The organism is Luteimonas terricola, assembly GCF_004352845.1.
Classification (GTDB): Bacteria; Pseudomonadota; Gammaproteobacteria; order Xanthomonadales; family Xanthomonadaceae; genus Luteimonas; species Luteimonas terricola.
This window is the reverse complement of record NZ_SJRX01000002.1, coordinates 24407-37178: the sequence shown is the minus strand read 5'-3', so window position 1 is coordinate 37178 and position 12772 is coordinate 24407. Positions and strand designations below refer to the sequence as shown.

General features: G+C 67.2%; 10 protein-coding genes. 5 read left to right on the top strand and 5 right to left on the bottom strand.

What is annotated here, in order from left to right; all coding sequences use genetic code 11:
- Positions 1-85: 85 nt before the first annotated feature.
- Both ftsZ and lpxC read left to right on the top strand, forming a co-directional pair.
- A complete protein-coding gene (gene ftsZ / locus E2169_RS04870; protein WP_132985514.1) occupies positions 86-1339 on the top strand; it encodes a cell division protein FtsZ in 1254 nt (417 codons plus the stop codon).
- 239 nt (positions 1340-1578) lie between these two features.
- Positions 1579-2490 carry a UDP-3-O-acyl-N-acetylglucosamine deacetylase gene (lpxC, locus tag E2169_RS04865; protein ID WP_132985513.1) on the top strand — a complete coding sequence of 304 codons (912 nt, stop codon included), beginning with the start codon at positions 1579-1581 and terminating at the stop codon, positions 2488-2490.
- A 184-nt stretch (positions 2491-2674) separates the two neighbouring features.
- Here lpxC and E2169_RS04860 read toward each other — a convergent pair whose 3' ends face one another.
- Entirely contained in the window at positions 2675-3121 is a 447-nt protein-coding gene (locus E2169_RS04860) for a DciA family protein (protein WP_132985512.1), read from the bottom strand.
- A gap of 46 nt (positions 3122-3167) precedes the next feature.
- Here E2169_RS04860 and E2169_RS04855 point away from each other — a divergent pair, with 46 nt between their 5' ends.
- From E2169_RS04855 to E2169_RS04845, 3 genes are all read left to right on the top strand, one after another.
- A complete protein-coding gene (locus E2169_RS04855; RefSeq protein WP_308422574.1) occupies positions 3168-4037 on the top strand; it encodes a M23 family metallopeptidase in 870 nt (289 codons plus the stop codon).
- A gap of 150 nt (positions 4038-4187) precedes the next feature.
- Entirely contained in the window at positions 4188-6923 is a 2736-nt protein-coding gene (gene secA, locus E2169_RS04850; protein WP_132985510.1) for a preprotein translocase subunit SecA, read from the top strand.
- Positions 6907-7899 carry a Nudix family hydrolase gene (locus E2169_RS04845; RefSeq protein ID WP_132985509.1) on the top strand — a complete coding sequence of 331 codons (993 nt, stop codon included), beginning with the start codon at positions 6907-6909 and terminating at the stop codon, positions 7897-7899. The genes secA and E2169_RS04845 overlap by 17 nt, the downstream gene beginning before the upstream one ends.
- Positions 7900-7951: 52 nt before the next feature.
- Here the strand turns inward: E2169_RS04845 and coaE are convergent, their stop codons facing one another.
- From coaE to pilB, 4 genes are all read right to left on the bottom strand, one after another.
- Positions 7952-8578, bottom strand: a complete 627-nt coding sequence (gene coaE / locus E2169_RS04840; protein WP_132985508.1) for a dephospho-CoA kinase — start codon at positions 8576-8578, stop codon at positions 7952-7954.
- Between the two features lie 97 nt (positions 8579-8675).
- Positions 8676-9536 (bottom strand): prepilin peptidase, encoded by an 861-nt coding sequence (locus tag E2169_RS04835; protein ID WP_132985507.1) that lies wholly within the window; start codon positions 9534-9536, stop codon positions 8676-8678.
- 7 nt (positions 9537-9543) lie between these two features.
- On the bottom strand, positions 9544-10815 hold the full coding sequence (locus E2169_RS04830) for a type II secretion system F family protein (RefSeq protein WP_132985506.1): 1272 nt from the start codon (positions 10813-10815) through the stop codon (positions 9544-9546).
- A 132-nt stretch (positions 10816-10947) separates the two neighbouring features.
- Positions 10948-12672 carry a type IV-A pilus assembly ATPase PilB gene (pilB, locus tag E2169_RS04825; RefSeq protein WP_132985505.1) on the bottom strand — a complete coding sequence of 575 codons (1725 nt, stop codon included), beginning with the start codon at positions 12670-12672 and terminating at the stop codon, positions 10948-10950.
- Positions 12673-12772 lie beyond the last annotated feature (100 nt).

Sequence of the window (12772 nt, the reverse complement as noted above, 5' to 3'; positions counted from 1 at the left end):
ACGACGAAAACAGACAGCAACACGCAACACCACCAACAACTAGAAAACACCAGCACCACATAACGACATCAAGAGGACTACGGACATGGCGCACTTTGAACTGGTTGAGAAGATGGCCCCCAACGCCATCATCAAGGTCATCGGCGTGGGCGGCGGCGGCGGCAACGCGGTCAACCACATGGTCAACAGCAGCGTGGACGGGGTTGAGTTCATCACCGCCAACACCGACTCGCAGGCAATCAAGAACAACGGCTCCAAGCTGCAGCTGCAGCTGGGCAACAGCGTGACCAAGGGCCTGGGCGCAGGCGCCAACCCCGAGGTCGGCCGCCAGGCCGCGCTCGAGGACCGCGACCAGATCATGGAAGCGCTGCAGGGCGCGGACATGGTGTTCATCACCGCCGGCATGGGCGGCGGCACCGGCACCGGCGCGGCACCGGTGGTGGCGCAGATGGCCAAGGAGATGGGCATCCTGACCGTCGCCGTGGTCACCAAGCCGTTCCCGTTCGAAGGCCGCCGCCGCATGCAGGTGGCGCTGAAGGGCATCGAGGAACTGTCGGCCAACTGCGACTCGCTGATCACCATCCCCAACGAGAAGCTGATCACCGTGCTCGGCCGCAACGCGACCATGGTGCAGGCCTTCCGCGCGGCGAACGACGTGCTGCTCGGCGCCGTGCAGGGCATCGCCGACCTGATCGTGCGTCCCGGCCTGATCAACGTCGACTTCGCCGACGTGCGCACCGTGATGAGCGAGATGGGCCTGGCAATGATGGGCACCGGCACCGCCCGCGGCGACGACCGCGCGCAGGCCGCCGCCGAGTCCGCGATCCAGAACCCGCTGCTCGACGACGTCAACCTGGCCGGCGCCAACGGCATCCTGGTCAACATCACCGCCGGCCCGGACTTCACCATGGCCGAGTTCGACGAGGTCGGCCGCACGGTGGAGAACTTCGCCAGCGAGGACGCCACCATCGTCATCGGCACCGTGCTCGACCCGGACATGCAGGACGACGTGCGCGTGACCGTGGTCGCCACCGGCCTCAACCGCGCCCAGGCCCGCGGCGTGGTGCGCGACACCGGCTACGGCCGCGACGCCGGCTTCGGCGAAGCCCAGCGCCGCCCGAACATCCAGCTGATCAACACCGCCGGCCGCCGCGACGGCACCACCGGCATGCTGATCGAGGATGACGAGCCGCAGCCGATGCATGCCGGCCACGGCATGGGCCTGCGCAGGGGTTCGGCGGAACCGGCACCGACGACCCCGGCGGTGGCGGACTTCGGCGGTGGGAACGATTCGGGCTACCTCGACATCCCGGCGTTCCTGCGTCGCCAGGCCGACTGACTCCTGGCTTGCGCAGGAGCAGCTACAGCTGCGACCACCACGGTCGCGGCTGCAGCCGCGACCTGCATGGGGTGTGGGGGGGGGCGGTCGCGGCTGTAGCCGCTCCTGCGGCCGGCGGCTGCCGCTGCGTCCGTGGGACGGCCATTTCCGTTCAGGTTCAGCGGGCGCCATGCTAAATTGCGAGCCGCTTTCATTTGCCTGCGCTTGAAGTGCCCGGCATCACCACCCAGAGTCAGTGAATGGTCCAGCAGCGCACCATCAAGAACGTCACCCGCGCCACCGGCGTGGGGCTGCACAGTGGCGAGAAAGTGTTCATGACCCTGCGCCCGATGCCGCCGGATTCGGGCATCGTGTTCCGCCGCGTCGACGTCGAGCCGCCGGTCGAGATCCCGGCCGAGGCCACCCTGGTCACCGAGACCACGCTGTGCACCGGCCTGTCCATCGGCGGCGCCAACGTGCAGACCGTCGAGCACCTGATGTCGGCGCTGGCCGGCCTGGGCATCGACAACATCATGGTCGAGCTGTCCGCGGCCGAGGTGCCGATCATGGACGGCTCCTCGGGTCCGTTCGTGTTCCTGCTGCAGTCCGCCGGCATCGTCGAGCAGGACGCGCCCAAGCGCTTCATCCGCATCAAGCGCCCGGTCGAGGTCCGCGACGGCGACAAGATCGCCCGTTTCGAGCCCTACGACGGCTTCCGCCTGGGCTTCACCATCGATTTCAACCACCCCGCCATCCCGACCACCCGCTCGCGGGCGGTGGTGGAGTTCTCCACCGAGAACTACATCCAGGAGGTCAGCCGCGCCCGCACCTTCGGCTTCATGCGCGATCTCGAGTACATGCGCGACCGCAACCTGGGCCTGGGCGGCTCGATGGACAACGCCATCGTGCTCGACGACTTCCGGGTGCTCAACGAGGACGGCCTGCGCTACGCCGACGAGTTCGTCCGCCACAAGATCCTTGACGCCGTCGGCGACCTCTATCTCGCCGGCCGGCCGATCATCGGCGCCTTCGAAGGCTACAAGTCCGGGCACGCGCTGAACAACACGCTGGTGCGCGCGCTGCTGGCGGACGTGGATGCCTGGGACGAGGTGACTTTCCCCGAGGCCGTGGCAGGCCCGGTGACCTACGGCGAGCTGCAACCGGCCGCCTGAGCGCAGCCAGCAAGGCCGTGCACGAAGCCCAACCCGGCCTGTCCACGTTCACGGCGTCTTGCTTTCGACGTCACACTTTAATGAAATATTAACGAAAACCGAATAAGAACCTTCGGTTTCGTTAACGTTTGGGCACTGCCCGGCCGTTAGGATGCCCAGTCGGCGCGAAAACGCCGGCGCGAATTCAGGAGACGTCCTTGTCCTTGCCCACGGGCAATCGCAGGGACGCCAAGGCAGCCCGCAGCCCCTCCGGTGCGTTTGCCGACAACGGACGTGAGGTCGCTTCAACCCGCGCAGGCGGGAACAGCGGCTGGGTGGTCGTCTTTATCCTGAGCTCCCGGACTTCCAGCCCGTGCGAACGGGCGGCGTCCAGGAGCGCTGGAGCGGCAAGCCTCAGGCTTGCGTTCCAGAGCGGCGAATCCACCAGGTACACCAGCTTTGCGCCATCCACATTCGCAAGCCGCGCGTGCGCGGCCAGTGAAGGGGAAATGTGGGGACGCAGGGTGCGATCGAGCGCGTCGAGCCACATGGCACGCTGGATCGGGGAACGGCCGGAGACATCGGCCGCGAGCGCGTCGAACGCGGCGCGCAGACCTTTTGGGGACACCGATTTGGCATTGCCAGCAGACATACAGATGACTCTACACCGGACGCTTCAACACTCACACGACTGGCTCATGCATTACGCCCGACTGGGCGCGCACCGTGTCGTGCAGGCCGGCAGCCGGAACCGGCTCGCGGTGATCGCCGCGACCCTGGTGGTCGGCGCCGCGGCCGGCGCCGCCGTGCAGTCGGCCGAGGTCAACGCGCTGCGCGCGGAGATCGCCAGCCAGGACACCCGGATCGAAGATACCCGCCGCGCCGCCCAGCGCGAGGTCAACGCCCTGGCCGCCCGCCTGGGCGAGCTGCAGGCCCAGGCCAATCGTCTCAACGCGCTCGGCGACCGCCTGACCCGCGTGGCCCAGCTCGGCGATGGCGAGTTCGACTTCAACAGTCCGGTCGGCATCGGCGGCCATGGCCCGGTCGCCGACATGGCCGCCGGCGAGCTGCGCGAAGGCATCACCGGCGTGGACCTCGAGTTCGGCACCGCCGGCGGCCAGCTGTCGGTGCTCGAAATGCTGCTGTTCAACCGCGAGCTCGACCGCAACGCCGTGCCCTCGCGCTCGCCGGTGTCCGCCAGCTACATCACCTCGGGCTTCGGCCGCCGCGCCGACCCCTTCGGCCGCGGCGCCGCCTGGCACAAGGGCATCGACTTCAGCGCCAGTACCGGCGACACCGTCATGGCCGTGGCCGACGGCGTGATCAGCTATTCCGGCCGCCGTTCGGGCTATGGCAACGTGGTCGAGATCGACCACGGCAACGGCTACGTCACCCGCTATGCCCACAACTCCGCCAACGTCGTCCAGGTCGGCGACCTGGTCCGCGTGGGGCAGAAGATCGCCCGCGCCGGCAGCACCGGCCGCAGCACCGGCGCCCACGTGCACTTCGAGGTCTGGGAGAACGGCCACGTCGTGAACCCGCGCAAGTTCCTCGGCGAGAAGGGCTGACCCTCCCGGGGAGGCTTGATAGGCGGGTCCGCGACCCCCACGCTACAATGTCGCGGCCAACGGAAAGGGCGCCCTGCGCCCTTTTTCCGTTTCTGGCGAGACATTCCTGGCCGGGCACTCCGGCCTCCCATCCATCCAACCGGTCATCCAATGCTCAATCGCCTGCTCACCAGTGTCTTCGGCAGCCGCAACGAACGCATCGTCGGTCAGTTCAGCAAGGTCGTCGCCAAGGTCAACGCGTTCGAACCGCAGATGCAGGCGCTCTCCGACGCCGAGCTCCAGGCCAAGACCCCCGAGTTCAAGCAGCGCATCGCCAACGGCGAGTCGCTCGACAAGCTCCTGCCCGAAGCCTTCGCCGTCTGCCGCGAGGCCTCGGTCCGCGTGCTGGGCATGCGCCACTACGACGTGCAGCTGGTCGGCGGCATGGTGCTGCACACCGGCAAGATCGCCGAGATGCGCACCGGCGAGGGCAAGACCCTGGTCGGCACCCTGCCGACCTACCTCAACGCACTCGAGGGCAAGGGCGTGCACGTGGTGACGGTGAACGACTACCTCGCCCGCCGCGACTCGGCCTGGATGGGCCGCCTGTACAACTGGCTCGGCCTGTCGGTCGGCGTGGTCTACCCGGGCATGCCGCACGGCGACAAGAACGCCGCCTACAACTCCGACATCACCTACGGCACCAACAACGAATTCGGCTTCGACTACCTGCGCGACAACATGGCGCTGTCGAAGGACCAGCGCTACCAGCGCGGCCTGCACTACGCGATCATCGACGAGGTCGACTCGATCCTGATCGACGAGGCGCGCACGCCGCTGATCATCTCCGGCCCCGCCGATGAAACGCCCGACCTGTACATCAAGGTCAACCGCATCGTTCCCGAATTCACCCGCCAGGCCGACGAACAGTCCGAAGGCGACTACTGGGTCGACGAGAAGGGCAAGCAGGTGCATCTGTCCGAGGCCGGCCAGGAGCTGGCCGAGACCCTGCTGCGCCGCGCCGGCATCCTCGAGGAGGACGATGGCCTGTACGACCCGCAGAACATCCACGTCGTGCACCACCTCAACGCCGCCATGCGCGCGCACGCCATCTACCAGCGCGACGTCGACTACATCGTGCGCGACGGCGAAGTGGTGATTGTCGACGAATTCACCGGCCGCACGCTGACCGGCCGGCGCTGGTCCGACGGCCTGCACCAGGCGGTCGAGGCCAAGGAAGGCGTGCCGGTCCAGCGCGAGAACCAGACGCTGGCCAGCATCACCTTCCAGAACCTGTTCCGCATGTACAACAAGCTTGCGGGCATGACCGGCACCGCCGACACCGAAGCCTTCGAGTTCCAGTCGATCTACAGCCTGGAAGTGGTGGTGATCCCCACCCACCGGGAGATGGTGCGCATCGACCATCCCGACGCCGTGTTCCTCAACCGCGCCGGCAAGTACCGCGCCGTGGTCGCCGAGCTCAAGGAAGCGCACGCGCGCAACCAGCCGGTGCTGGTGGGCACGACGTCGATCGAAGTGTCCGAGATGCTCGGCCAGCAGCTGACCGAGGCCGGCATCCACCACGAAGTGCTCAACGCCAAGCAGCACGAGCGCGAGGCGCAGATCGTGGCCCAGGCCGGCCGCCCGGGCGCGGTCACCATCGCCACCAACATGGCCGGCCGCGGCACCGACATCGTGCTCGGCGGTTCGCTGGAAGCGGAGATCGCCGAACTCGAAGCGGAGAAGGGCGAGCCGCTGGACGAGGCCACCCTCGCCAAACTCAAGGCCGACTGGCAGCAGCGCCACGACGCCGTCAAGGCCGCCGGCGGCCTGCACATCGTCGGCACCGAACGCCACGAATCGCGCCGCATCGACAACCAGCTCCGCGGCCGCTCCGGCCGCCAGGGCGACCCGGGCTCCAGCCGCTTCTACCTGTCGCTGGAAGACAACCTGATGCGCATCTTCGCCGCCGACTGGGTGCAGAAGGTGATGGCGCGCATGGGCCTGAAGGAAGACGACATCATCGAAAGCCCGCTGGTGTCGAAGCAGATCGCCAACGCCCAGCGCAAGGTCGAATCGCACAACTTCGACATCCGCAAGAACCTGCTCGACTTCGACGACGTCAACAACGACCAGCGCAAGGTGATCTACGGCCAGCGCAACGAGCTGCTCGAGTCCGACGACATCGCCGACCACGTCGCCGGCATCCGCGGCGACGTCGTGGCCGACGTGGTGGACAGCTTCGTGCCGCCGGACTCGGTCGACGACCAGTGGGACCTCCCGGGCCTCGAGGCCACGCTCGCCGCCGACTTCGGCCTGCAGCTCGAGCTGGTGAACTGGGCCACCGCGCAGTCCGAGCTCGATGCCGAAGGCATCCTGCGCTACGTGCAGGAAGCGGTGGAGCAGGCCGTCGTCGAGAAGACGGATGGCATCGGCCCCGAGACCATGCGCATGCTCGAGAAGCACATCATGCTCAGTGTGCTCGACGACAACTGGAAGCAGCACCTCGCGCGCATGGACTACCTGCGCCAGGGCATCCACCTGCGCGGCTACGCCCAGAAGCAGCCCAAGCAGGAATACAAGAAGGAAGCCTTCGAGCTGTTCTCCGAGTTGCTCGACAAGGTCAAGCGCGAAGTGGTGACGATGCTGTCGCGCGTGCGCGTGCGCAGCGAGGAAGAAGTGGCCGCGCTGGAAGCGCAGGAACGCGCCCAGGCCGAAGCCCAGGCCCGGCAGCTGCAGTTCCAGCACGCCGACAGCGGCGGCTACAGCGCCGACGAAGAAGCCGCCACGCCCGACTACCAGCACGACGGCGACCCCGCCGACCGCACGCCCAAGGTCGGCCGCAACGAACCCTGCCCCTGCGGCAGCGGCAAGAAGTACAAGCACTGCCATGGGCAGATCGCCTGACCCACTTCCTGGGCGGGGGTCGCAGTTGAAGCAGGTCGACGTCGTCGCCGGCGTCATCACCGACGCCCGCGGCCGGATCCTGCTGGCCCGACGCACCGAGGGCCGCGATCTCGCCGGCCTCTGGGAGTTTCCCGGCGGCAAGCGCGAACAGGGCGAAACGCCCGAGGCCGCGCTCGCGCGCGAACTGCACGAAGAACTCGGCATCGAGGCCCGCGTCGACGGCCACCTGATCACCGTGCCCCAGGCCTATGCCGACAAGCGCCTGCGCCTGGACGTCCGCCGCGTCTCGCGCTGGACCGGAATTCCCCGCGGACTCGAAGGCCAGGCCCTGGCCTGGGTGCCGCCGCACAAGCTCCCCAGCTACGCCATGCCGCCGGCGGACATCCCGGTGGTGGCCGCGCTGCTGCAGCCTGATCGCTACGCCATCAGCCCCGACCTTGTTTCCAGCAGGAGCGCTTGGCTTTCCACCCTCGATGCGACCCTCGCCAGCGGCGTCGCCCGCATCCAGCTCCGCCTTCCCGGCCTCAGTCCCGACCTGCACCGCCAGCTCGCGATCGCCGCCGCCGAACGCTGCCGCAGCGCCAACGCCGGGCTGCTGCTCAACGCCGACATCGCCCTGGCCCGTGAGCTCGGCACCGGCGTGCACCTGCGCGCCGCCCAGCTCGCGGGCCTGGCCGAACGCCCCGCGCTGGCCGGAGGCGCCGCGCTGGCCGCGTCCTGCCACACCGCCGAAGACCTCGCCCACGCCGCGCGCCTGGGCTGTGACTTCGTCGTCCTCGGCCCGGTGAAGCCGACCGCCACGCACCCCGGCGAACCGGGCATCGGCTGGGATGCCTTCGTCCGCCTGCGTGAGAATGTCAGCCTCCCGATCTACGCCCTCGGGGGCCTGGCCCCCACCGACCTCGAAGACGCCCGCCACCACGGCGCGCAGGGCATCGCCGCCATCCGCAGCCTCTGGGGTGGCGCCCGGCGATAGCGGCCGCACTCGGCCCTCATATGGATCCCGGGGATCGCCGCTGCAGCGGTTCCTACAGGGGGCGGGGGGTGGCGTGGGCCAGGGCGAGGTAGCGGGCGTGGAGGGTGGCCACGGCGGGGTCCAGGGCGTCCAGGGGGCCATCGTTGGTGATGATGTCGTCGGCTACGGACAGGCGCTGTTCGCGGGTGGCCTGGGCGCGGATCATCCGCCAGGCCAGGGTCTCGTCGATGCCGTCGCGGCGCAGCAGGCGTTCCAGCTGCAGCTCCACCGGCACGTCCACCACCAGCACGCGGTCGACCCAGGCGGCGTAGGCGTCGCGGCCGGCCTCGGCGAACAGCGGGATCGCGGCGATGGCGTAGGAGCCGGGGGCGGCTTCGCAGGCGGTGCGCAGCGCGGCGCGTACGCGGGGGTGGATGATGGCTTCCAGGCGAAGGCGGGCGGTGGCGTCGGCGAAGACGCGTCGGCGCATGGCCGGGCGGTCCATCCCGCCGTCGGCTCCCAGCACGTCGGGGCCGAAGGCCTCCACGACCTCCGCGAGTCCCGGCGTTCCGGGTTCCACCACCTCGCGCGCTGCCACGTCGGCATCGGCCACGTATACGCCCAGGGCGCGGAAACGGCGCTCGACCTCGGACTTGCCCGAGGCGATGCCGCCGGTGAGGGCGATGGTGTAGTGGGCCATGGGGGCGAAGTCTAGCCTGCGCGCCGTACGGTTCGCGCGCGCTGTCCAAGCAATCCCGTGATGATCCTGCGTCCCACGAATATCGGGGGAGGGCGGGTCAGAAGCCGGCCAGGTTGCGGTACCAGCTGATCATCGGGTCGCCCCACATGAAGACCAGCCAGCCGGCGATCGCGAGGAACGGGCCGAAGGGGATCGGGGTGGCGCGCTCGCGGCCCTTGAAGAGCAACCACGCCCCACCGATCACGGCGCCCACCAGCGACGACACCAGGATGATCGGCAGCACGCCCGCCAGTCCGCACCAGGCGCCCAGCGCGGCCAGCAGTTTGAAGTCGCCGTGGCCCATGCCGTCCTTGCCGGTGAACTGTTTGTAGCCCCACCACACGGTCCACAGGCTCACATAGCCGGCGATCGCACCGAGCAGGGCCGCCTTGGGCCCGTGGTACAGGTTCTCCACCGCCGCGATCAGCCCCAGCCACAGCAATGGCAGGGTGAGCGAATCCGGCAGCAGCTGGGTGCGCAGGTCGATGCCCGCCAGCGCGACCAGGTAGCAGCTCAGCAGCGCCGCGCCAAAGCCCTGCCAGCCGAAGCCGAAGGTCCACACGCTGGCCAGCACCAGCAGCATGGTGAGCAGCTCGACCGCGGGATACTGCACCGAGATCGGCGCGCGGCACGAGCGGCACTTGCCGCGCAGCGCCAGCCAGCTGAACACCGGAATGTTCTCGTACCAGTTCAGCTGGTGGCCGCAGTGCGGGCAGTGCGAGCGCTCCACCACGATGCCCGGCGGCGGCGGATCGTAGAGCTCCGGCTCGCCCAGCATCTCGCGGCTGTCGCGCTTCCACTGCCACTCCATGCGCTTGGGCAGGCGCAGGATGACCACGTTGAGGAAGCTGCCGACGAGCAGGCCGAGGCCTGCGACCAGCGGATAGCCGATCTCGGGGTTCTGGTCGAGGAAGGCCACTGGTCGGTCAGACCACCGCGGCGAGTTTGAAGATCGGGAGGTACATGCCGATGACCATGCTGCCGACCACGCCACCGATGAAGATCATGATCATCGGTTCCAGCAGGCTGGACAGCGCGTCCACCGCGTTGTTGACCTCTTCCTCGTAGAACTCGGCGACCTTGAACAGCATGGTGTCGAGCGCGCCGGCTTCTTCGCCGATCGCCGCCATCTGGATGACCATGTGCGGGAACAGGTTGACCTGCTTCATCGACATGTTGAGCTGGTAGCCGACCGCCACGTCGTTCTTGATCTCGTGGGTGGCTTTCTCGTAGACCGTGTTGCCGGTTGCGCCGGCGACAATATCCAAGGCCTCCACCAGCGGCACGCCGGCCTTGAACGTGGTGGCCAGGGTGCGTGCAAAGCGGGCGATCGACGAGTTGTGCATCACCTGGCCGATCACTGGGACCTTGAGGATCATCCGGTCGCAGAGATGCTGGAATGCGGGTGAGCGCTTGAAGAAAAAGATCAGGGCAAAGATCGTACCGACGACGATGAATAGCACCAACCACCACCAGGCCACCAAGAAGTCGGACGCAGTCACGATCATCTGGGTGAACGCCGGAAGATCTGCACCGAAGCCTTGAAAAACCGCTTCGAACTGCGGCACCACGAAAACCAGCAGGATCGCGCTCACAATCAGCGCCACCGCAACCACTGTGGCCGGGTAGAACAAGGCCTTCTTGATCTTGCCCTTGAGGGTTTCGATGTTCTCCTTGTACGTGGCGATGGTCTCGAGCACAGTCTCGAGCACGCCCGCGCCTTCACCGGCCTTGACCAGATTCCGGTACAGCTCATCGAACTGAACCGGGTGCTTGCTCATGGCTTCGAAAATCGACGAGCCGCCCTCGATGTCCAGGCGCAGCGAATCGACCATGGTCTTCATCCGCGGATTCTTGTTGCCGTTGCCGATGATTTCCAGCGCCTGCACGATCGGCACGCCGGACTTGATCATGGTCGCCAACTGGCGACTGAACACCGCGATCTCTTTTGCAGAGATGGTCTTGCCCGCGCTGCCGAACAAGGGCTTGGGCTTGGGCTTGACCACCTGGGGCGTGATGCCCTGGCGGCGCAGTTCGGCGCGGAGCAGGTTGGCGTTCTTCGCCGACTGCTCGCCCTTCATCTTCTTGCCGCGCTTGTCCGTGCCCTGCCAGACGAAAGGCGTCAGCTCAACGCCCGCGCGCTGGTGCGCAACGGGCTTCTTCGCGGCGGTTCGCGCGGCGCTACCGGTCACAGCCATGTTCAGACTCCCCTAAAGGCCCGGAACCCCGACCAGGCCGCAAGAGTCCATCCTAAACCCTTGCGGCGGAAAGTGAAATTTCCGTTTGTGACGCCGCTCCGGGTTCCGACCTTTCCTTCAGCCGCAAAACACTCAGTCGACCGTAATCCGGTTGATCTCGGCCAGACTCGTCAGCCCGTTCCTCGCCTTCAGCAGCGCCGACTGGCGCAGGTCCTTCACCCCTGCTGCCTTCGCCACCTCGGCGATCTGCAGCGCGTTGCCTCCCTGCAGCACGATGGTCTGGATCTCGTCGCTCATCGGCAGCACCTGGTAGATGCCCACCCGGCCCTTGTAGCCACCGGTGCACTCGTCGCAGCCCACAGCCTCGTAGATCGTGAAACCCGCGTGGATCTCGTCGGCGGTAAAGCCTTCGGCCAGCAGGGCGTTGTCGGGCAGGTCCTGCGGCCGCTTGCACTTGGGGCAGAGCCGGCGGCACAGGCGCTGGGCCACCACCACGGTGACGGAGCTGGTGATGTTGTAGGGCGCGATGCCCATGTTCATCAAGCGGGCGATCGTTTGCGGGGCGTCGTTGGTGTGCAGGGTGGAAAGCACCATGTGGCCTGTCTGGGCGGCCTTGATGGCGATCTCGGCGGTTTCCAGGTCGCGGATCTCGCCGACCATGATGATGTCCGGGTCCTGGCGCAGGAAGCTGCGCAGGGCCGCGGCGAAGGTCATGCCACGCTTGACGTTCTGCTGCACCTGGTTCACGCCGGGCAGGCGGATTTCCACCGGATCCTCAACAGTCGAGATGTTGCGCATGTCGTCGTTCAGGATGCCGAGCGCCGTGTACAGGCTGACCGTCTTGCCCGAGCCGGTGGGGCCGGTGACCAGCACCATCCCGTAGGGCTTGTGGATGGCATCGAGGAAGATCTTCTGCTGCTCCGGCTCGTAGCCCAGCTTCTCGATGCCCAGCTTCGCGGCGCTGCCGTCCAGGATACGCAGCACCACCTTTTCGCCGAACAGGGTCGGCAGGGTGCTGACGCGGAAGTCGATCTGTTTGGTCTTGCTCAGGTTGAGCTTGATGCGGCCGTCCTGTGGCACGCGCTTTTCAGCGATGTCCAGCTGGGCCATGACTTTCAGGCGCGCAGTGATCCGCTGGTTCAGCTTCACCGGCATCTTGGCGGCCTGCTTGAGGATGCCGTCGATGCGCAGGCGGACGCGGAAATCGTCCTCATATGGCTCGAAATGGATGTCCGATGCCCCCTTCTTGATGGCATCGATCAGGACCTTGTTGACGAACTTGACCACCGGGGTGTCGTCGCCCTTGGCGTCGACGCCGGAATCACCGCCCTCGTCCTCGCCTCCGCTGATGTCGAGGTTGTCCAAGCCTTCCGAGTCCTGCAAGGCGTCGCCGAAGCTGTCCCCGGCGTCCTGCCACAGCTCCATGCAGCGGCGGATCTTGTCCTCGTCCACCAGGATGGGCTCCACCACCAGGTTGGTGTGGAACTTCACCTCGTCCAGGGCATGGGTGTTGGTGGGGTCGGTGGTGCCCACGAACAGCTTGCCGCCGCGCTTGAACAGGGGAAGGATGGTGTGCTTGGACAGCAGCTCGTCGCTGACCAGCTTGATCGCGCTCATGCTGCCGTCCATGACCGATGGATCGAACACCGGCATGCCGAACTCCATGGAGTTCGCCGCGGCCATCTGGGCCGTCGTGACCAGTTTGGCCTCGCGCAGGTACAGCGCGACGGGCTTGCGCTCCTTGGTGGCCTTGTCCAACGCCTCGCGGGCGGCGGCCTCGTCCAAGACTCCGTCAAGGACCAGGCGGCGGGCGATACCGGTGATGCCGACCAGGTTGGCTGATACGACTGCGTTCATTGGGTTCCTCCACGATGGGCAGACTTTACCGCAAGCATCCTGTGTGCCATAGGCGGACATGGGTCACGCTATGGACGGGCGGCTGCCGCCGCCGGAGATT